An 18,406-nucleotide genomic window follows, 5' to 3' on the forward strand; every position below is an offset into this window, starting at 1 on the left:
CATTCTGCTGCGCGGCACCAAGCGTGAAGACGTCGAGCGCGGCCAGGTGCTGTGCAAGCCCGGCTCCGTCAAGCCCCACACCCACTTCACCGCCGAGATCTACGTCCTCTCAAAAGACGAAGGCGGCCGCCACACCCCCTTCTTCAACAACTACCGTCCCCAGTTCTACTTCCGCACCACCGACGTCACCGGTGCCGTGGAGCTGCCCAAGGACAAGGAAATGGTCATGCCCGGCGACAACGTGAGCATCACCGTCAAGCTGATCGCCCCCATCGCCATGGAAGAAGGCCTGCGCTTTGCCATCCGCGAAGGTGGCCGCACCGTCGGCGCCGGGGTGGTGGCGAAGATCATCGAGTAAATCGTCCAACACAAACAGCCGACACCGTTTGGCATCTTGACCTACGGTGTCGGTTTTCGCTCTTTGAAGAGATCATCATGCAAAACCAAAAAATCCGTATTCGTCTGAAAGCCTTCGATTACAAGCTGATCGACCAGTCTGCGATGGAAATTGTCGATACGGCCAAGCGTACCGGAGCTATCGTCAAAGGGCCGGTGCCGATGCCCACGCGCCTTCAGCGCTTCGACATTCTGCGTTCGCCGCACGTCAACAAGACTTCGCGCGATCAGCTCGAAATTCGCACTCATCTGCGCCTCATGGATATCGTTGACCCGACGGACAAGACGGTCGATGCGCTGATGAAGCTTGATCTGCCTGCTGGCGTTGACGTCGAAATCAAACTGCAGTGAGCCTTTCGCCTTGCGGAACGCAAGGCGCGTGATGTATGATTTAAGGCTTTCCTTTTGGATCAGCTCCATGGCTATCTGAAAAGGGTGGCCTGACCCAGGTGTTAGCCTGGGCGGCGATGAGCAGTAGACGCCAGTAAAACTGGGGTCATTTGATAACTTACGGGCCTGGCCAATCGTAGCCAGGTAGGAGAAAACAATGAGCTCACATTCAATGGGCCTTGTCACGCGCAAGGTCGGAATGACGCGTGTGTTCACCGACGATGGGGAGTCCATCGCCGTCACCGTGCTGGATGCGTCCGGCAATCGGGTGTCGCAGGTGCGCACGCAAGAGGTGGATGGCTATAGTGCCGTTCAGGTGGCTTTCGGTTCTCGCAAGCCGTCACGTCTGACCAAGGGTCAGGCCGGCCACTTGGCCAAGGCTGGCGTGGAGCCGGCTGAAATCCTCAAGGAATTTGATCTGCCTGCCGACAAGGCGGCTGCATACGCGCCGGGTTCAACCGTGCCGGCCTCGCTGTTCCAGGTGGGGCAGATGGTGGATGCGCAAGGCATCTCGATCGGCAAGGGTTTTGCCGGTTCGATCAAGCGCCACAATTTCTCGTCCAATCGCGCCTCGCACGGTAACTCGGTCACCACGCGTGCGCCGGGCTCCATCGGTATGGCGCAGGATCCCGGGCGCGTCTTCCCCGGCAAGCGCATGGCCGGTCAACTGGGCAACGAAACCGTGACCGTGCAAAACCTGGAAGTGGTCCGTATCGACGAGGCCCGCCAACTCATTCTGGTCAAGGGTGCGGTGCCGGGTGCGCGTTCTGGCTTTGTGTTTCTGCGTCCCGCGGTCAAGTCTGCGGCAGGAGGTCAGTGATGCAGCTCGATTTTCTGAATGCGCAGGGTCAGCCTGCGGAAAAATTTGATGTCAGCCCGGAAGTCTTCGGCCGTGACTTCAACGAAGATCTGGTGCACCAGATCGTCATTGCCTACCAGGCCAATGCGCGTCTGGGCAATCGCGCCCAAAAGGACCGTGCGGTGGTCAAGCACTCGACACGCAAGCCCTGGAAGCAAAAGGGTACTGGCCGCGCACGCGCCGGTATGACCTCGTCGCCGCTGTGGCGCGGGGGCGGCAAGATTTTCCCGAATTCGCCTGACGAAAACTTCACGCACAAGGTCAACAAGAAGGCTTACCGTGCCGGTATGCGTTCGCTGTTCTCGCAGCTCGCCCGTGAAGGTCGTCTCGTGGTGGTCGACAGCTTCACCGTCGATGCTCCGAAGACCAAGCTCGTGGCCGAGAAGTGCAAGGCTATGGGGCTGGATTCGGTGATGATCATCGCCGAGGGCGCGGATGAGAATCTGTTCCTCGCCGCGCGCAATCTGCCGAATGTTCTGGTGGTCGAGCCGCGCTACGCCGATCCGCTGTCCCTGCTGTTCTACAAAAAGGTCGTGATGACCAAGGGCGCTGTCAGCCAACTTCAGGAGATGCTGTCATGACGCAAGCCGTTCTCAATCCGCAGCGCCTGATGCAGGTGCTCAGTGCGCCGGTCATTTCCGAAAAGGCTACCCTGGTTGCTGAAAAGCGTAATCAGGTGGTGTTTCGCGTCTTGCGTGACGCGACTAAACCCGAGATCAAGGCTGCTGTCGAGCTGCTGTTCAAGGTAGACGTCGAGTCGGTACAGGTCGCCAACATCAAGGGCAAGGTCAAGCGCACCGCACGTGGCACGGGCCGTCGCAATCATGTCAAGAAGGCCTATGTCTGCCTGAAGGCGGGACAAGAGCTGAATTTCGCGCAGGAGGGTGTCTAAATGCCCGTCGTCAAAGTCAAACCGACCTCGGCTGGTCGTCGCGCCGTCGTCAAGGTCTCGCACCCGCACCTGTACAAGGGCGAACCCGAGCGTTCGCTGCTCGAGCCGCAATTCCAGAAGGCTGGCCGCAACAACAATGGTCACATCACCACGCGCCATCGCGGCGGTGGACACAAGCACCATTACCGTGTGGTCGACTTCCGCCGCGACAAGGACGGCATTCCGGCCAAGGTCGAGCGCATCGAGTACGACCCGAACCGTACCGCTCACATCGCGTTGGTCTGCTACGCCGATGGCGAGCGCCGCTATATCATCGCACCGCGCAATCTCGAGGTGGGTGCCACGCTGATGAGCGGGTCCGAGGCGCCGATCCGTGCCGGCAATGCGTTGCCGATCCGGAACATTCCGGTGGGCTCGACGATTCACTGCATCGAGATGCAGCCGGGCAAGGGCGCGCAGATCGCCCGCTCCGCAGGCGCCTCTGCCGTGCTGCTGGCTCGCGAGGGCATCCACGCCCAGGTGCGCATGCGCTCGGGTGAAGTGCGCCGCATTCACATCGACTGCCGCGCCACGCTGGGCGAGGTCAGCAATGAAGAGCACAACCTGCGCCAGTACGGCAAGGCCGGCGCCATCCGCTGGAAGGGCATTCGACCGACGGTGCGCGGTGTCGCCATGAACCCGATCGATCACCCGCATGGTGGTGGTGAAGGCAAGACGGGTGAAGGCCGCGTGGCGGTCAGCCCGTGGGGCACGCCGACCAAGGGTTATCGCACCCGCAACAACAAGCGCACGCAGAACATGATCGTGTCGCGCCGTAAGAAGTAAGGGATAGCACATGGCTCGCTCACTCAAAAAAGGTCCGTTCTGCGACCAGCATCTGCTGAAGAAGGTCGAAGCTGCCGTCAGCACCAAGGACAAGCGCCCGGTCAAGACCTGGTCGCGTCGTTCCACCATCCTGCCCGAATTCATCGGCCTGACGATCGCCGTGCACAACGGCAAACAGCATGTCCCGGTCTATGTGTCCGACCAGATGGTGGGCCACAAGCTTGGCGAATTCGCGCTGACGCGGACATTCAAAGGACATCCCGCCGACAAAAAGGCGAAGAAGTAAGGCAGACACATGGAAACTCGTGCAACCCTACGCGGCGTTCGCCTCTCGGCTCAGAAGGGCCGACTGGTGGCGGACCTGATCCGCGGTAAGAAAGTGGACTCCGCTTTGAACATCCTGGAGTTCTCGCCCAAGAAGGCCTCGGGCATCATCAAGAAAGTGCTGGAGTCGGCCATCGCCAACGCCGAGCACAACGATGGCGCCGATGTGGACGAACTGAAAGTGACCAAGATCATGGTGGAAGAGGGCTCGACCCTCAAGCGCTTCAGTGCGCGCGCCAAGGGCCGTGGCAATCGCATCAGCAAGCCCACCTGCCATATCTACATTCAAGTCGGGAACTGAGGACGCTATGGGACAGAAAATTCATCCGACCGGCTTCCGCCTCGCCGTCACCCGTGGCTGGGCTTCGCGCTGGTATGCACCGAGCACCCAGTACGCCAAGATGCTCAGCGAAGACATCATGGTCCGCGAGTACCTGGCCAAGCGTCTGAAGAATGCCTCGGTGTCGCGCGTGCTCATCGAGCGCCCGGCCAAGAATGCCCGCATCACCATTTACAGCGCCCGCCCCGGTGTGGTGATCGGCAAGAAGGGCGAGGACATCGAAAACCTGAAGGCCGAACTCACCAAGCGTCTGGGCGTGCCGGTCGCAGTGGACATCGAAGAAGTGCGCAAGCCCGAGATCGATGCCCAGCTGATTGCCGACTCCATCACCCAGCAGCTCGAAAAGCGCATCCAGTTCCGCCGCGCCATGAAACGCGCGATGCAGAACGCCATGCGCATGGGCGCGCAGGGCATCAAGATCATGTCGGCGGGGCGACTCAACGGCATCGAAATTGCGCGTACCGAGTGGTATCGCGAAGGCCGTGTGCCGCTGCAGACGCTGCGTGCGAACATCGATTACGCGACGTCCGAAGCCAAGACCACCTATGGTGTCATCGGCGTGAAGGTGTGGGTTTACAAGGGCGACACCCCAGGCAAGGGAGCCGTCGTTCCGGCCAAGGCCGAGCCCGCCGCGCCTGAAGAAGATCGGCGCAGCCGCCGCCCCGGCACAGCCCGCCCGTCGGGTGCCCGCCGCGCCGCGCCGTCTGCCGATGGCGAAAAATCCGTTGCAGTCAAGCGCGTACGCAAACCGGCTCAGTCCGGTGGTGCGACCGGCGCTTAAGGAGAGAATTCATGCTACAACCCGCTCGTCGCAAATACCGCAAGGAGCAGAAGGGCCGCAACACGGGCCTGGCCACACGCGGCGCCACCGTGGCCTTCGGTGAGTTCGGCCTGAAGGCGACCACCCGTGGTCGTATCACCGCACGCCAGATCGAATCGGCCCGTCGCGCGATCTCCCGTCACGTCAAGCGTGGCGGCCGCATCTGGATTCGGGTGTTCCCGGACAAGCCGATTTCCATCAAGCCTGCCGAGGTGCGCATGGGTAACGGCAAGGGCAACCCCGAGTACTACGTTTCGGAAATTCAACCGGGCCGTGTGCTTTACGAAATCGAGGGTGTGCCCGAGGCCATCGCGCGCGAGGCTTTCGAGCTCGCCGCGGCCAAGCTGCCTTTCCGCACCACCTTTGTCTCGCGCCAGATCGGCGCTTAAGGAGAGCGATATGAAATCCACCGCTCAACTCACCGAACTGCGCGCCAAGGACATTCCTGCGCTGCAGACCGAACTCGACAGTCTGCTCAAGGCTCACTTCAATCTGCGCATGCAGAAGGGCACTCAGCAGCTTCAGAACACGAGCCAGCTTGGCAACACCAAGCGTGCCATCGCGCGGGTTCGTACCCTGATTCAAGAAAAGAAGGCCAAGGGTTAAGCCATGACTGAACAAAAGAAAGTCCAGCGCACGCTGGTCGGCCGCGTGGTCAGTGACAAGCGTCAGAAGACGGTGACCGTTCTGGTCGAGCGTCGCATCCAGCACCCGATCTATGGCAAGTTCATTGCGCGCTCGAAGAAATACAGCGCGCATGACGAATCAGGTCAATATCACCTCAACGACGTGGTCGAGATCGCCGAGTCGCGTCCGATCTCCAAGACCAAGTCGTGGGTTGTCAGCCGCCTGATCACCAAGGGTCAAGTCATCTGATTGCTTCTGTTCCGATCTATTCGCATCTGATCGCTGAAGCATCGAAGCCCATCGCCCGTTTGTGCCACAGTCATGTGGGGCAAGCGGGCGATGGGCTTTTTGCCTGAGACGAGTCTGAACCTGTCAGGATTGCTTTCAGGTCTTTCCAACGCATACGGCCCACCGGAGGCCGTCATGAGTGTGAGCGACTACAGTATCAGCAGGGCACACAACGCCCTGCCCGCGTCAAGGTATTACAAGGCCTTGTGCGATACGGCGCATCACAACACTCGAATGGAGACGCAATGAAAGCCTCAGCATCCACCGCGGCCGCGGCAACCTCGCCCACGTGCTCACTGTCCTACATCCACCCCGAAGCCGACAGTCCCTGGCTGACCTATCTTGCCCAGGTCGACCGCGTCCTGCCGCATCTGGGCCATCTCGCGCGCTGGGGCGAAACGCTCAAGCGCCCGAAGCGCGCACTCATTGTCGATGTGCCCATCGAGATGGACGACGGCTCGGTACGGCACTTCGAGGGTTATCGGGTGCAGCACAACCTGTCACGCGGGCCGGGCAAGGGCGGGGTGCGCTATCACCCCAACGTCACGCTGGAAGAGGTGATGGCGCTATCAGCCTGGATGACGATCAAGAATGCCGCTGTCGGTCTTCCGTATGGTGGCGCAAAGGGCGGCATAAGGGTGACGCCGTCGGAGCTCTCTCACAAGGAACTGGAACGCCTGACTCGCCGCTATACCAGCGAGATCGGCATCATCATCGGGCCGCAGCAGGACATTCCTGCGCCGGACGTCAACACCAACGGACAGATCATGGCGTGGATGATGGACACCTATTCGATGAACGTCGGGGCCACGGCCACGGGTGTCGTCACGGGTAAGCCCATACCGCTCGGAGGTTCGCTCGGTCGGGTCAAGGCCACGGGGCGCGGCGTGTTCGTGACCGGCCGAGAGGCGCTGCGACGGCTCGGCCATGAGATCAAGGGCCTGCGTATCGCGGTGCAGGGGTTCGGCAATGTGGGAGGCACTGCGGCCGAACTGTTCGCCGCCACGGGCGCGCACATCGTGGCGGTTCAGGACCACACGGGCACCATCATCGAGGAAAAAGGCCTCGACATCGGCGCCCTGCAAGCGCATGTCGAACGTCATGGCGGGGTTGCCGGATTTCCGGGTGCTCAAAGCGCCCGCAACGAGGATTTCTGGGAGGTGCGCTGCGATGTGCTGATTCCGGCGGCGTTGGAGGGGCAACTCACGGCCGAGCGCGCCCGCAAGACCACGGCCAAGGTGATTCTGGAGGGCGCCAACGGGCCCACGCTGCCCGCGGCCGACGATGTCTTCGCCAGCCGGGGCATCCTGGTCGTGCCGGACGTCATCTGCAACGCCGGTGGGGTCACGGTGTCGTACTTCGAGTGGGTGCAGGATTTCTCGAGCTTCTTCTGGGACGAGGACGACATCAACGCCAGGCTGGACAAGATTCTGGGCAATGCCTTTGCCCGCATCTGGGACACGTCCGAACAGCTCAAGATCAGTCTGCGCACGGCCGCGTTCGCGGTGGCTTGCGAACGCGTGTTGCAGGCACGGGAAGAGCGCGGGCTCTATCCCTGAGGCGATCCGGCGGGCGCGATCATAGCCTGGACGACGAAGCTGCCGCGGTCTCTCCCATGCCGGGCGCGGCCTTCAGCACGGGCCGAGCCCAGGCCACCCGCAGGCCGTCGATGAGAAATACCGCCAGCCCCAACCAGACCAATCCGAAGCCGATCACCTTCGCGGTGGCGAAGGGCTCGTGATAGAGCAACACGCCCAGTGCAAGTTGCAGGCTGGGTGTGATGTACTGCAACACGCCCAGCAGGGTCATCGACATCCGCCGGGCTCCAGCGGCAAACAGCAGCAGCGGGATGGTGGTGACCGGGCCTGCTGCCACCAACAGCGCCTGGGTGGACAGATCGGCCGAGGCGAAGGCATTGCTGCCGTGCATGCTCAGCCAGAACAGATAGCTCGCGGCCACTGGGAACAGCACCGCCGTCTCCACTGCCAGCCCCTCAAGGGCGCCGAGCGGTGCGGTCTTGCGCAACAGCGCATAGCCGCCGAAGGTCAAAGCCAGGCTGAGGCTGATCCAGGGTACATGCCCGAGTTCAAGAGCCATGCTGCTCACCCCCACCGCGGCGATCAGCAGCGCGATCCACTGCATGCGGCGAAGGCGCTCGTGAAGCAGCACCGAGCCCAGAGCCACGTTGACCAGGGGATTGATGTAATAGCCCAGGCTCGCGTCTACCACATGGTTGCTGTTGACCGACCAGATGTAGATGCCCCAATTGGCCGACAACAACACGGCGCTGAGCGCGAACCGCGCCAGCACGGCCGGTTGCTCGCGCAAGACCCTGATCCATGCCCAGCGCTTGAGCACGATCAGCAGCAGCGCCACGAACAGCAGCGACCACGCCATGCGGTGGGCCAGAATCTGCAAGGACGGGATCTGTTCCAGCGCCTTGAAATACAGCGGAAACAGCCCCCAGATGACATACGCCGCCAGGGCGTAGACGATGCCGGAATTCATGTGAACGGTCGTTTTTTGGTTTGATGCCCTTGCCGCCTCGTGCGAGGTGCGAAGGCCGAACCGCTCACTTTAACTGGCGGCGCAGATTTCTGCTGCGCTGGGGCCGAGGTCAGACGTTGAATAGGAAGTGCAGCACATCGCCATCCTTGACGATGTAGTCCTTGCCTTCGGCGCGCATCTTGCCCGCGTCCTTGGCGCCTTGTTCGCCGCCGTAGTGAATGAAGTCGTCGAAGGCGATGGTCTGGGCGCGGATGAAACCGCGCTCGAAATCGGTGTGGATCACAGCGGCGGCCTGCGGGGCCGTGGCGCCGATGCGCACCGTCCAGGCTCTCACTTCCTTGACGCCTGCGGTGAAGTAGGTCTGTAGCCCGAGCAGCTTGAACGCGGCGCGGATCAGGCGATTCAGGCCGGGCTCTTCCAGGCCGAGATCGGCGAGGAAAGGCTGCTTTTCTTCGGCATCGAGCCCGGCGAGTTCGCTCTCGAGCTTGGCGCAGATAGCCACGACCGGTGCATTCTCCTTGGCCGCATACTCGCGCAGCCGGTCCAGGTGGGGGTTGTTCTCGAACCCGTCCTCCATGACGTTGCCGACGAACATCGCAGGCTTGGCGGTGATTAGGCACAGCGGTGCGATCAGGGCAAGCTCTTCTGCGCTCAAGCCCAGTGCGCGCACCGGACGCGCCTCGTTGAGCGCAGGAATGATGCGTTCGAGCAGATCGGCCACGCGCTTGGCGTCCTTGTCTCCGGCGCGTGCCTGCTTATTCATGCGGTGCAGACTTTTCTCGGCCGTGCCCAGGTCGGCCAGGCACAACTCGGTCTGGATCACCGCGATGTCGGAAATTGGATCGACCCGTCCAGCGACGTGAATCACATTCGGGTCTTCAAAGCAGCGCACCACGTTGATGATGGCATCGGTCTCGCGGATGTGGGCCAGAAACTGATTGCCCAGCCCCTCGCCCTGGCTGGCCCCGGCCACGAGCCCGGCGATATCGACAAACTCGACCACAGCGGGAATGACGCGCTGGGGCTTGACGATGGCGGCCAACTGATCGAGCCGCGGGTCAGGCAGTTCGACGATGCCGGTGTTGGGCTCAATGGTGCAGAAGGGGTAGTTTTCTGCCGGAATGGCGCTTTGGGTCAGCGCATTGAAGAGGGTGGACTTGCCCACGTTGGGCAGGCCCACGATGCCGCATTTCAGGCTCATGGTGGGTGGGTGTGAGAGGGGGCGCCAAGCGAGCGCAATCACTCATTTTAAGCCCCGGCCTTCACTGTTCGAGGTGCAACCGCAGGCCCGCGACCCATTGACGACCCGGTATGCCGCCGGGGTTTCGCACATGCTGCAGATCGGGCTGCAGGTAGAGGTGGCGTGCCAGACGCAGCGAATACACTGCCTCGACAACGGTTTCGGCCAGCATTCCGACCGGCGCGGCGCGCGCAACGCCCACGGTCAGCACATCGCTCGGTCGTGCGGGAAGCAAGCCCTCGACCCGCACCCCACCGCCGACATAACTGCGGATCACATTTGGCGCGGCAGGCGAGTAGCCGAATTGCACGAAACTGCCCCACTGGCGCTGGTCTGCGCCCTTCCAGGCCCATTGGCCGATGCCATAGATCCCGCTGCCGTCGGCGCTACTGCCGTCGGGGCTGTTGTGCTGATGCCAGGCGCCGAATTTGAGCGTGGTGCTGGGGCCTTGCGCGTCACTCCCCCAAGTCTGATCGTATTCGGCAATCGCCAGTGCGCCCCGGCGCAGCGCACCCTGCATTCCGGGCGGATCGGCCTGCCACAGACCCGCCTGCACACTGGCACCCCCGCCCAGATCGACCCCGCCGAATGCCCCCAGACCGGGGTTGGGATAGGTGGCGATATTGGCGTTGCCAGTGAGGGTGGGCGAGATGCCGAACGAAGCATTGTGCAGATGCCCTGCGACGTCGGTGACGTCGAAGGTGTTGTTCATGTCCTGGACGCCGACTTGCAGGAACGTCGGGCCGAAGTCCTGCCGGTAGGTGGCCTGATAGACGCGCAGGAAGTTGGGCGCCCAGAGATTGCTCGGCAATTGCAGGTCGCCGCTGCGCGTCTGCAGGTTGCCGCTGCCGCGCAGACCCACCAACATCAGGTCGAATTGCCCGCCGCGCCACCAGCCGGCCTGTGCGGCGTTCCAGGCCAAAGTTGGCCTGGAACGCCGCCAGCGAGACCGCGCCGCGCTGCCCGTCGCCGCCGATCACCCCGAGGGTTTCGGCGTCGAGGTGCAGGGTGGTGCTCACCCCGTTGACTGTCGTGCTGGGCGGCGGCAGCACCGGCGCGGCGTAGGGAGCCAGTTGTTGACCGACAGCGACTTCTTCCTGGGCCTGCGCCGGGGTCAGGGCGACGACGATGCCGCAGTAGAGCAAAGCTCCGAATGCGCACCGGATGGCATGCCGTGCGCGAAGAGATATCAGCATAGAGTTCTCAATTGCGAATGATTCTTGATTGATACTCTACGCTGTCAGCATTGGGAGCGTCAAGGCGTTTGTGGCGCCTGCATGCCTGCGGTGTCTCGTACCAGTTCACCATCGAGCATTTCCAGCACCCGGTCGCAGCGCGCGGCGATGCGCGGGTCGTGCGTCACCAGCAGCACGGCGCAGCCGAAGGTCTGGTTGAAGTGGCGAAACAGGGCGAACACCTCGTCGGCCGAATGCGAGTCGAGGTTGCCGGTGGGCTCGTCGGCGAGCAGGATGGGCGGGCGAATCATCAGCGCGCGGGCGATGGCCACGCGCTGCTGCTGGCCGCCCGAGAGCGCGTTAGGGCGCTTGTTCGCATGCATCGCCAGCCCCACCGCGCCCAGCAGATCCAGGGCCCGCGCGCGAAGCGCTTCACTGGCCACCGCGCCGCCGAGCAGCGCGGGCATCATCACGTTGTCCAGCACGGTAAAAGCGTTGATCAGGTGGTGGAACTGGAACACGAACCCCAGAGTGCGTCCGCGCAGCTCGGTGCGGTCGGCATCGGTGAGCGCCGCCGTGGGGCGGCCCTGCACCTGGATTTCGCCGCCGGTGGGCGTGTCGAGCAGGCCGATGAGGTTGAGCAGCGTGCTTTTGCCCGAGCCGGACGGCCCGATCAACGCGGCGAATTCGCCGCTGTGCAAAGTCAGGTCGATGCCGTGCAGCACCTCGACTTCCAGCGGCGTGCCCAGGCCATAGGTCTTGCGCAGGCCGCTGAGTTGCAGCACGGGCGTGGCTTGCTTGTCGGTCATGGGCGTGGGGCAGACATGCGCGGGAATGTCAGACCGTGCGGATGGCTTCCACCGGATCGAGGTGGGAGGCGCGCCGCGCCGGGGCGTAGGCGGCGAGAATGCCCGCGAGCGTGGCGATGAGCATGGCCTGCGGCGCCAGCCACGGGCTGACCGTCACGGGGAACAGTCGCGGCCCGGCGTGGTTGAACACATAGACCAGCGAAATGCCCAGCGCCGCGCCCACGCTCGACCCCAGCAGCCCCAGCACCCCGCCCTGAATCAGAAACACCGTCATCATGCGCAGCCGCGTGGCGCCCATGGCGCGCAGGATGCCGATTTCGCGTGTGCGCTGCACCACGCTGACGGCCAGCACGCTGGCGATGCCCAGCGCCACCGACAGCGCGATGGACAGGCGAATGATGTTGGTCGAGAGCGATTGCGAGCGCAGGGCGTTGAGGAGCTGGCTGTTGGTCGTCATCCAGCTTTCGGCCTTGACATCGAAGGTGCGAGCGATGCGCGCGGCAATGGCCTGGGCGCTGAACAGCTCGTGCACCGTCAGGTCGATTTCGGTCACCGACCCGGGCAGGCCCAGCAGGGTCTGCGCCTGTTGTAGGCCGAGATAGACCTGGCGCTCGTCCACGTCGCGCACGCCCATGGTGAAAATCCCGGCCACGCGAAAGGCCTGCGCCTGCCCCGACGGGCCGGTGAGGCGCAAGGTGTCGCCCACGGCCAGGCCAAGATCGGACGCCAGGCGCGAGCCGATCAGAATTTTTTCCGCGCCCACCGCAAACTGTCCGGCCACGATGTCGGTATCGACGGGGATGATGCGCACATAGCTGGCTGGCTCGATGCCGATGATGGCCACCGCGCGCACCGCGTTGCCGCGCTGGGCGAAGGCCGGGCCCGAGACCACCGGTGTGGCGGCTTTCACGTCGGGCATGGCGCGAATGGCGTGCAGCACTGCGGCGGCGTTGTCGATGCCGCGCAGCCGCTGCGGGCGCGGGTCGATGCGGGAGAGATACACCGTGTTCGCCGCGGGCGGCGGGGTGAGCGGTTCGAGATCAGGCGCCTTGACCACGATCTGCGGCTGGCTGCCCAGGGTGCGGTTGACGATATTGCCCTGCAGCCCGGTGACCAGCGCCGTGATGAACACGATCACCGCCGAGCCCACGGCGATGCCCACGAGGATGAGCAGCGACTGTACGCGACCATCGCGCAGGAACTGCAGGGCGATTTTCCAGGACAGGCGCATGCGCGTTGGGGGCGGTTCAGCGCCCGGGCATGGGCAGGTCGTTGCTGGGTGAAGCGGCGCTGGCCGCAGCCGTCGGCAGCGGCAGCAACTGCACGCGCACTCGTTCACCGGGCGTGGTGCCGCTGCCCGACAGCACGGTCTGCCCGGAGTGCAGACCCGACAGCACCTGCGAGAGCGTCAGGCCGCGCAGACCGAGCGTGACCTGCTGCGATTGAGCCCGCCCGTCGCGCGCCACCAGCACGGTGGCCTGGTTGCCGTCCGCGTTGCGCAGCGCGTCGTTGGGGACCACCAGCGCATGCTGCCGCCGCGCGGTGACGATGTCGGCCGACACGGTCATGTCCTGCTTGAGCCAGGCGGGTGGGTCGGGCACGCGCAGGCGCACCTCCAGCGTGCCGGTGGTGCGATCGACCTGCGGCGCGAGAAAACTCACCTGTGCCGCAAAGCTGCGGTCGGGGTAGGCGTCGGCCACGCAGCGGGCCTGCTGGCCGATCTGCAGATTGCCGATGCTCTGCTCGTTGACCGGCAGCAGGATTTCGGTCTGCCCATCCATCGCCAGGGTGAACAAGGACTGGCCCGGCGTGACGGTGTCACCCACCTCCACGTTGCGCGCCAGCACGACGCCCGAGACACCGGCGCGCACGAGGTTGCGGGCGTTGACCGCGCTGGCGGCCTTGACCGCGGCTTCGAGCGCCCGCTGTTGCGCGCCACCCGGAGCGACCGCGGCGTAGGCGGCCTGAGCGCTGTCGCGCTGCTGGCGGGCGTTGCGCAGCGCCGTCTGCGCCTGCTCGAGCTGCTGCGCCGAGCCGCCGCCGGCCTCGAACACACCTTGCGCGCGCTTGAGGTCGCGCTCGGCCTGTTCAAGCTGGGTCTTGGCCTGCGCCAGGGCAGCGGCGGCCTGCGGGCGTGACTGTTCGATGAGCTGGTTCAGCGCGGCCTTGGCCTGATCGAGCTGTGCGGAAGTCTGGTCGGCGCGCAGTTCGAGCAGCACCTGTCCGGCCTTGACGTGCGCGCCGCGATCGACCAGGCGCTTGACCACGGTGCCGGTGATCTCGCTGGCCACCTGCACCCGCGACGGGGTGATGACGTAGCCCGTGGCCACCACGTTCTGCACCAGATCGTGCGCCGCGACGGTGTAGCCGGGCACCAAGGGCGGGCGGCTGCGCCACCAGAGCACGGCGCCGAGCACGGCCAGCGCAAGCACGATCCACAGCAGGCGACGCCAGACGGGGCGGGAAGACGGGGGAACCGAGGTGTGGGCTGAGGACACAGTGGGCATGGCAGGTTTGACGCGAGTCGGCATCATAAGCAGCCGGGCTCTAATCTGCGTCTCGCCGTACGGCCAAGCGCAGGCGCGCTTGCGCTGAAACAAACTCCGCGCCGATCGACCGCAAATCAGCCACACATGCCGAGGCAGCTTGCCAGGGCGCGCTCGTTCTGCTTCAATGCAGGGCATTCACGCAGACAGCCATGACCGCAAACCGTTCCTATTTTTTTGGTTTCTGGTTTTTCTCGCACCGCACCGGCGGAGGGAGAGGCTGACTAGCGGCCCCGATAAACCCCAAGAAACCGCCGGCCCAGCCCGGCGGTTTTTTTTCGGGCGGGCAGCGGCCAAGCCACCATGTTCGACACCTCAGTAGCCGACCCCACCAGCCCGCTTGCAGGAGAGCAGACGATGCAGTCCAAGACCGCCGCAGAGCCTTTGCACAAGCCGCAGGAGGACAAGACCTCCCGCACCGACAACGCCCGCATCAAGCAGATCGTGCCGCTGCCGCCGCCCGAGCATCTCATCCGCTTCTTCCCCATCGCCGACACGCCGGTGGAAGCCCTGGTGGCCGACACGCGGCAGGCGTTGCATCGCATCATCCACGGCGAGGACGACCGCCTGCTGCTGGTCATCGGCCCCTGCTCCATCCACGACCCCAAGGCCGCGCTCGAGTACGCCGAGCGTCTGGCGGTGTTGCGCAAGCGGCATGCGGGCGAGCTGGAAATCGTGATGCGGGTGTATTTCGAAAAGCCGCGCACCACGGTGGGCTGGAAGGGACTGATCAACGATCCCTATCTTGACGAGAGCTTCCGCATCGACGAAGGCTTGCGCATCGCCCGCGAAGTGTTGATCGACATCAACCGCCTGGGCGTGCCCGCGGGCAGTGAATTCCTCGACGTGATTTCGCCGCAATACATCGCCGACCTCATTTCCTGGGGCGCCATCGGCGCGCGCACCACCGAGAGCCAGGTGCACCGCGAGCTGGCTTCGGGGCTGTCGGCGCCCATCGGCTTCAAGAACGGCACCGACGGCAGTCTGCGCATCGCCATCGACGCGATTCATGCCGCCCGTCGCCCGCACTCCTTTCTGTCGGTGCACAAGAACGGCCAGGTATCCATCGTGCAGACCCGGGGCAACAAGGACACCCACGTCATTCTGCGCGGCGGCAAGACGCCGAACTACGACGCCGCCAGCGTGCGCGCCGCCTGCAACGCGCTGGAGGACGCCAAGCTCGACTGCCGCCTGATGATCGACTGCTCGCACGCCAACAGCGAAAAGCAGCACATGCGCCAACTCGATGTCGCGCGGGACGTGGCGGCGCAGCTCGCTGCGGGCGAGCGCTGCATTTTCGGTGTCATGGCCGAGAGCCATCTGCATGGCGGGGCGCAGAAGTTCACGCCGGGCAAGGACGATCCCGCCAAACTGCATTACGGCCAGAGCATCACCGACGCCTGCCTGCCGTGGGACGACTCGGTGGAGTTGGTGCAGGTGCTGGCCGATGGCGTGAAGGCGCGACGCAAGCACAAGGCGGCAAAATAGCCGATGGTTCGTCAACTCTTCGCAGGAGATCCCATGCCCGCCATCCGCATCGACATGTTCGAGGGCCGCAGCCCCGAGGTGAAAAAGCAGCTCGTCGAAAACATCACCCAGGCCGTGGTCGACACCCTCAAGTGCTCGCCCGAGGCGGTGGACATCATCCTCTTTGAGGTGCCCAAGTCGCACTGGGCCACGGGCGGCAAGCTCTGGAGCGAGCCGAAAGATTAATGAACAAAAAAGATGTAATCATTCGACCTTGATCGGTATTCACTGCGGATGATTGGCGCAATAGACTGCGGTTCAAGGCTCGCGCTCGCTGCGTGGGCAAGAACAAGGAGAAGCAGTCATGGCAAAAATGCGCGCGGTGGACGCCGCAGTTCTGGTGCTTGAGAAAGAGGGCGTGCATCAGGCCTTCGGCGTGCCCGGTGCCGCGATCAATCCGCTGTATTCGGCGCTGCGCCAGAACGGCCACATCGCGCATGTGCTGGCGCGCCATGTCGAGGCCGCCTCGCACATGGCCGAGGGCTACACCCGCACCGCGCCGGGGAACATCGGCGTGTGCATCGGCACGTCGGGCCCGGCGGGCACTGACATGATCACCGGGCTGTATTCGGCCATTGCCGACTCCATTCCCATTCTGTGCATCACCGGCCAGGCGCCGCGCGCGCGGCTGTACAAGGAAGACTTCCAGGCCGTGGACATCGAGTCCATCGCCAAGCCGGTGTGCAAGTGGGCCGTCACCGTGCGCGAGCCTGCGCTGGTGCCGCGCGTGTTCCAGCAGGCGTTTCATGTGATGCGCTCGGGCCGCCCCGGGCCGGTGCTGATCGACCTGCCGCTGGACGTGCAGCTCGCCGAAATCGAGTTCGACATCGACACTTACGCGCCGCTGCCTGTCTACAAGCCCACGGCCACACGCGCCCAGATCGAAAAGGCGCTTGACATGCTCGACGCCGCCGAGCGCCCGCTGATCGTCGCGGGTGGCGGGGTCATCAACGCCGATGCTTCGGATCTGCTGGTGCAGTTCGCCGAGCTGACCGGCGTGCCGGTCATTCCCACGCTGATGGGCTGGGGGGCGATTGGCGACAGCCACCCGCTGATGGGCGGCATGGTCGGGCTGCAGACCAGCCACCGCGGCGGCAACGCCAATCTGCTCGCCTCCGATTTCGTGCTGGGCATCGGCAACCGCTGGGCCAATCGTCACACCGGCTCGCCCGAGGTCTACACCCGTGGCCGCAAGATCGTGCATGTGGACATCGAGCCCACGCAGATCGGTCGCGTGTTCATGCCCGACTACGGCATCGCCTCGGACGCCCGGGCGGCGCTGGATCTGTTCATCGAAGTCGCACGCGAGCGCAAGGCTGCGGGCCGGCTCAAGAACCGCAGCGACTGGGCGCGGGCCTGCCGCGAGCGGGTTCAGACCATGCTGCGCAAATGGGACCATGAGCAGATTCCCATCAAGCCCCACCGCGTCTATAAAGAAATGGTGGAGTTCTTCGACGCCAACACCCGCTATGTGACAACCATCGGCCTGTCGCAGATCGCCGCCGCGCAGTTGCTCAAGGTGGAAAAACCGCGCCACTGGATCAACGCCGGGCAGGCCGGGCCGCTGGGCTGGACCATGCCTGCCGCCCTGGGCGTGCGCGTGGCCGACCCGACCGCCGACGTGGTGGCGATCTCGGGCGATTACGACTTTCAGTTCCTCATTGAGGAGCTGGCGGTTGGCGCGCAGTTCAAGCTGCCCTACATCCACATCGTGGTCAACAACTCGTATCTCGGACTGATCCGCCAGGGCCAGCGCCAGTTCGACATGGACTACTGCGTGCAGCTCTCTTTCGACAACGTCAATTCGCCCGAGGTCAATGGCTACGGCATCGATTTCGTCAAAGTGACCGAAGGTCTGGGCTGCAAGGCCATTCGCGTGTTCGACCCCAACCAGATTCAGCCCGCGCTGGCGCAGGCCAGGCAGTTGATGAAGGAGTACGCCGTGCCGGTGGTGGTCGAAATCATCCTCGAGCGCGTGACGAACATCGCCATGGGTGGTGAAATCGACGCCATCACCGAATTCGACCCCGTCATCGACCTGCAACCCGCCGAGGCCTGAACCATGCCCCAATTCGCCGCCAATCTCACCATGCTCTTCACCGAAGAGCCCTTCATCGACCGCTTCGAAGCCGCCGCGAAGGTGGGTTTCAAGGCGGTGGAGTTTCTCTTTCCCTACGCCCACACCGCGCAGCAGATCCGCAACGCGGCGCTCGAGGCCGACGTGCGCATCGTGCTGCACAACCTGCCCGCGGGCGACTGGGATGCTGGCGAGCGCGGCATCGCCTGCCTGCCCGACCGCGTGGCCGAGTTTCGCGAGGGCGTGGCGCGCGCCATCGAGTACGCGCGGCAGCTGGGTGTGACCCAGCTCAACTGCCTGGCCGGCAAGGTGCCCGCAGGCGCCGACCCCGCCGCGCTGCGCGCCACCTTCGTCGACAACCTGCGTTATGCCGCGGCGCAGCTCGCGCCCCATGGCATCCGTCTGCTGATCGAGCCGATCAACACCTTCGACATTCCGGGCTTCTATCTGCACGGCACGCAGCAGGCCCTGGACATCATCGACGAGGTCGGCAGCGACAACCTGTTCCTGCAATACGACATCTATCACATGCAGCGCATGGAGGGTGAGCTTGCCGCGACCATGCAAAAGCACCTGCCGCGCATCGGCCACATTCAACTGGCCGACAACCCCGGCCGTAACGAGCCGGGAACCGGCGAGATCAACTACGCCTTCCTGTTCCAGCATCTCGACCGCATCGGCTACACCGGCCACATCGGCTGCGAGTACAAGCCCAAGACCACGACCACATCCGGTCTGGGCTGGCTGGCCAGTCTGTAAGACA

Annotated in this window: 23 protein-coding genes; 17 read left to right on the forward strand and 6 right to left on the reverse strand. The window is 64.1% G+C overall.

Annotation, left to right across the window (positions count from 1 at the left end; translation table 11 throughout):
- The 13 genes from ASC45_RS04370 to ASC45_RS04430 all read left to right on the forward strand — a co-directional run.
- A partial coding sequence (locus ASC45_RS04370; protein WP_483855325.1) for an elongation factor Tu occupies positions 1–358 on the forward strand: 358 nt, incomplete at its 5' end.
- A gap of 77 nt (positions 359–435) precedes the next feature.
- Positions 436–747: a 30S ribosomal protein S10 gene (rpsJ, locus tag ASC45_RS04375; RefSeq protein ID WP_055449832.1), complete on the forward strand. Its 312-nt coding sequence runs from the start codon at positions 436–438 to the stop codon at positions 745–747.
- A 196-nt stretch (positions 748–943) separates the two neighbouring features.
- Positions 944–1,606 (forward strand): 50S ribosomal protein L3, encoded by a 663-nt coding sequence (rplC, locus tag ASC45_RS04380; RefSeq protein WP_055449833.1) that lies wholly within the window; start codon positions 944–946, stop codon positions 1,604–1,606.
- Entirely contained in the window at positions 1,606–2,226 is a 621-nt protein-coding gene (gene rplD, locus ASC45_RS04385; protein ID WP_055449834.1) for a 50S ribosomal protein L4, read from the forward strand. The genes rplC and rplD overlap by 1 nt, the downstream gene beginning before the upstream one ends.
- Positions 2,223–2,537, forward strand: a complete 315-nt coding sequence (gene rplW / locus ASC45_RS04390) for a 50S ribosomal protein L23 (protein WP_055449835.1) — start codon at positions 2,223–2,225, stop codon at positions 2,535–2,537. Before rplD ends, rplW begins: the two co-directional genes overlap by 4 nt.
- A complete protein-coding gene (gene rplB / locus ASC45_RS04395) occupies positions 2,538–3,362 on the forward strand; it encodes a 50S ribosomal protein L2 (protein WP_055449836.1) in 825 nt (274 codons plus the stop codon). It begins immediately after the preceding gene.
- Between the two features lie 10 nt (positions 3,363–3,372).
- On the forward strand, positions 3,373–3,648 hold the full coding sequence (rpsS, locus tag ASC45_RS04400; RefSeq protein ID WP_055449837.1) for a 30S ribosomal protein S19: 276 nt from the start codon (positions 3,373–3,375) through the stop codon (positions 3,646–3,648).
- 9 nt (positions 3,649–3,657) lie between these two features.
- Positions 3,658–3,987 (forward strand): 50S ribosomal protein L22, encoded by a 330-nt coding sequence (gene rplV, locus ASC45_RS04405; protein WP_055449838.1) that lies wholly within the window; start codon positions 3,658–3,660, stop codon positions 3,985–3,987.
- A 7-nt stretch (positions 3,988–3,994) separates the two neighbouring features.
- Positions 3,995–4,807 (forward strand): 30S ribosomal protein S3, encoded by an 813-nt coding sequence (gene rpsC / locus ASC45_RS04410; protein WP_055449839.1) that lies wholly within the window; start codon positions 3,995–3,997, stop codon positions 4,805–4,807.
- 11 nt (positions 4,808–4,818) lie between these two features.
- Entirely contained in the window at positions 4,819–5,235 is a 417-nt protein-coding gene (rplP, locus tag ASC45_RS04415; protein WP_055449840.1) for a 50S ribosomal protein L16, read from the forward strand.
- A gap of 10 nt (positions 5,236–5,245) precedes the next feature.
- Positions 5,246–5,452 carry a 50S ribosomal protein L29 gene (gene rpmC / locus ASC45_RS04420; RefSeq protein WP_055449841.1) on the forward strand — a complete coding sequence of 69 codons (207 nt, stop codon included), beginning with the start codon at positions 5,246–5,248 and terminating at the stop codon, positions 5,450–5,452.
- A 3-nt stretch (positions 5,453–5,455) separates the two neighbouring features.
- Positions 5,456–5,722 (forward strand): 30S ribosomal protein S17, encoded by a 267-nt coding sequence (gene rpsQ / locus ASC45_RS04425; protein ID WP_055449842.1) that lies wholly within the window; start codon positions 5,456–5,458, stop codon positions 5,720–5,722.
- Between the two features lie 284 nt (positions 5,723–6,006).
- Entirely contained in the window at positions 6,007–7,320 is a 1,314-nt protein-coding gene (locus ASC45_RS04430) for a Glu/Leu/Phe/Val family dehydrogenase (protein ID WP_055449843.1), read from the forward strand.
- A 19-nt stretch (positions 7,321–7,339) separates the two neighbouring features.
- Here ASC45_RS04430 and rarD read toward each other — a convergent pair whose 3' ends face one another.
- The 6 genes from rarD to ASC45_RS04460 form a co-directional block, all read right to left on the reverse strand.
- Entirely contained in the window at positions 7,340–8,269 is a 930-nt protein-coding gene (rarD, locus tag ASC45_RS04435; RefSeq protein WP_055449844.1) for an EamA family transporter RarD, read from the reverse strand.
- A 109-nt stretch (positions 8,270–8,378) separates the two neighbouring features.
- Complete coding sequence (ychF, locus tag ASC45_RS04440) at positions 8,379–9,470, reverse strand: redox-regulated ATPase YchF (RefSeq protein ID WP_055449845.1); 1,092 nt, start codon at positions 9,468–9,470, stop codon at positions 8,379–8,381.
- Positions 9,471–9,531: 61 nt separating this feature from the next.
- On the reverse strand, positions 9,532–10,431 hold the full coding sequence (locus ASC45_RS04445; protein WP_245609950.1) for a carbohydrate porin: 900 nt from the start codon (positions 10,429–10,431) through the stop codon (positions 9,532–9,534).
- 333 nt (positions 10,432–10,764) lie between these two features.
- Positions 10,765–11,493: an ABC transporter ATP-binding protein gene (locus ASC45_RS04450; protein ID WP_055449846.1), complete on the reverse strand. Its 729-nt coding sequence runs from the start codon at positions 11,491–11,493 to the stop codon at positions 10,765–10,767.
- Positions 11,494–11,521: 28 nt separating this feature from the next.
- Complete coding sequence (locus ASC45_RS04455; RefSeq protein WP_055449847.1) at positions 11,522–12,724, reverse strand: ABC transporter permease; 1,203 nt, start codon at positions 12,722–12,724, stop codon at positions 11,522–11,524.
- A 16-nt stretch (positions 12,725–12,740) separates the two neighbouring features.
- Positions 12,741–14,000: an efflux RND transporter periplasmic adaptor subunit gene (locus ASC45_RS04460; RefSeq protein WP_055450127.1), complete on the reverse strand. Its 1,260-nt coding sequence runs from the start codon at positions 13,998–14,000 to the stop codon at positions 12,741–12,743.
- Positions 14,001–14,396: 396 nt separating this feature from the next.
- On the opposite strand from ASC45_RS04460, the gene ASC45_RS04465 reads away from it, so the two are divergent.
- The 4 genes from ASC45_RS04465 (at position 14,397) to hyi (ending at position 18,402) form a co-directional block, all read left to right on the forward strand.
- A complete protein-coding gene (locus ASC45_RS04465) occupies positions 14,397–15,527 on the forward strand; it encodes a 3-deoxy-7-phosphoheptulonate synthase (protein WP_055449848.1) in 1,131 nt (376 codons plus the stop codon).
- A gap of 33 nt (positions 15,528–15,560) precedes the next feature.
- The gene (locus tag ASC45_RS04470; protein ID WP_055449849.1) at positions 15,561–15,752 is read left to right on the forward strand and encodes a 4-oxalocrotonate tautomerase; all 192 of its coding nucleotides are present in this window, start codon (positions 15,561–15,563) and stop codon (positions 15,750–15,752) included.
- 118 nt (positions 15,753–15,870) lie between these two features.
- Positions 15,871–17,625, forward strand: coding sequence for a glyoxylate carboligase (gene gcl, locus ASC45_RS04475; RefSeq protein ID WP_055449850.1), 1,755 nt, complete (start codon positions 15,871–15,873; stop codon positions 17,623–17,625).
- Positions 17,626–17,628: 3 nt separating this feature from the next.
- Entirely contained in the window at positions 17,629–18,402 is a 774-nt protein-coding gene (gene hyi / locus ASC45_RS04480) for a hydroxypyruvate isomerase (protein WP_055449851.1), read from the forward strand.
- The last annotated feature ends 4 nt before the right edge of the window (positions 18,403–18,406 follow it).

It is taken from the genome of Thiomonas bhubaneswarensis, from assembly GCF_001418255.1.
GTDB lineage: Bacteria > Pseudomonadota > Gammaproteobacteria > Burkholderiales > Burkholderiaceae_C > Thiomonas > Thiomonas bhubaneswarensis.

What these genes read in the sequence shown, in the direction of transcription:
- rpsJ (WP_055449832.1), top strand. Translation starts at nt 436, where the DNA reads ATGCAAAACCAAAAAATCCGTATTCGTCTGAAAGCCTTCGATTACAAG.
- rplC (WP_055449833.1), top strand. Translation starts at nt 944, where the DNA reads ATGAGCTCACATTCAATGGGCCTTGTCACGCGCAAGGTCGGAATGACG.
- rplD (WP_055449834.1), top strand. Translation starts at nt 1,606, where the DNA reads ATGCAGCTCGATTTTCTGAATGCGCAGGGTCAGCCTGCGGAAAAATTT.
- rplW (WP_055449835.1), top strand. Translation starts at nt 2,223, where the DNA reads ATGACGCAAGCCGTTCTCAATCCGCAGCGCCTGATGCAGGTGCTCAGT.
- rplB (WP_055449836.1), top strand. Translation starts at nt 2,538, where the DNA reads ATGCCCGTCGTCAAAGTCAAACCGACCTCGGCTGGTCGTCGCGCCGTC.
- rpsS (WP_055449837.1), top strand. Translation starts at nt 3,373, where the DNA reads ATGGCTCGCTCACTCAAAAAAGGTCCGTTCTGCGACCAGCATCTGCTG.
- rplV (WP_055449838.1), top strand. Translation starts at nt 3,658, where the DNA reads ATGGAAACTCGTGCAACCCTACGCGGCGTTCGCCTCTCGGCTCAGAAG.
- rpsC (WP_055449839.1), top strand. Translation starts at nt 3,995, where the DNA reads ATGGGACAGAAAATTCATCCGACCGGCTTCCGCCTCGCCGTCACCCGT.
- rplP (WP_055449840.1), top strand. Translation starts at nt 4,819, where the DNA reads ATGCTACAACCCGCTCGTCGCAAATACCGCAAGGAGCAGAAGGGCCGC.
- rpmC (WP_055449841.1), top strand. Translation starts at nt 5,246, where the DNA reads ATGAAATCCACCGCTCAACTCACCGAACTGCGCGCCAAGGACATTCCT.
- rpsQ (WP_055449842.1), top strand. Translation starts at nt 5,456, where the DNA reads ATGACTGAACAAAAGAAAGTCCAGCGCACGCTGGTCGGCCGCGTGGTC.
- ASC45_RS04430 (WP_055449843.1), top strand. Translation starts at nt 6,007, where the DNA reads ATGAAAGCCTCAGCATCCACCGCGGCCGCGGCAACCTCGCCCACGTGC.
- rarD (WP_055449844.1), bottom strand. Translation starts at nt 8,269, where the DNA reads ATGAATTCCGGCATCGTCTACGCCCTGGCGGCGTATGTCATCTGGGGG.
- ychF (WP_055449845.1), bottom strand. Translation starts at nt 9,470, where the DNA reads ATGAGCCTGAAATGCGGCATCGTGGGCCTGCCCAACGTGGGCAAGTCC.
- ASC45_RS04450 (WP_055449846.1), bottom strand. Translation starts at nt 11,493, where the DNA reads ATGACCGACAAGCAAGCCACGCCCGTGCTGCAACTCAGCGGCCTGCGC.
- ASC45_RS04455 (WP_055449847.1), bottom strand. Translation starts at nt 12,724, where the DNA reads ATGCGCCTGTCCTGGAAAATCGCCCTGCAGTTCCTGCGCGATGGTCGC.
- ASC45_RS04460 (WP_055450127.1), bottom strand. Translation starts at nt 14,000, where the DNA reads ATGCCCACTGTGTCCTCAGCCCACACCTCGGTTCCCCCGTCTTCCCGC.
- ASC45_RS04465 (WP_055449848.1), top strand. Translation starts at nt 14,397, where the DNA reads ATGCAGTCCAAGACCGCCGCAGAGCCTTTGCACAAGCCGCAGGAGGAC.
- ASC45_RS04470 (WP_055449849.1), top strand. Translation starts at nt 15,561, where the DNA reads ATGCCCGCCATCCGCATCGACATGTTCGAGGGCCGCAGCCCCGAGGTG.
- gcl (WP_055449850.1), top strand. Translation starts at nt 15,871, where the DNA reads ATGGCAAAAATGCGCGCGGTGGACGCCGCAGTTCTGGTGCTTGAGAAA.
- hyi (WP_055449851.1), top strand. Translation starts at nt 17,629, where the DNA reads ATGCCCCAATTCGCCGCCAATCTCACCATGCTCTTCACCGAAGAGCCC.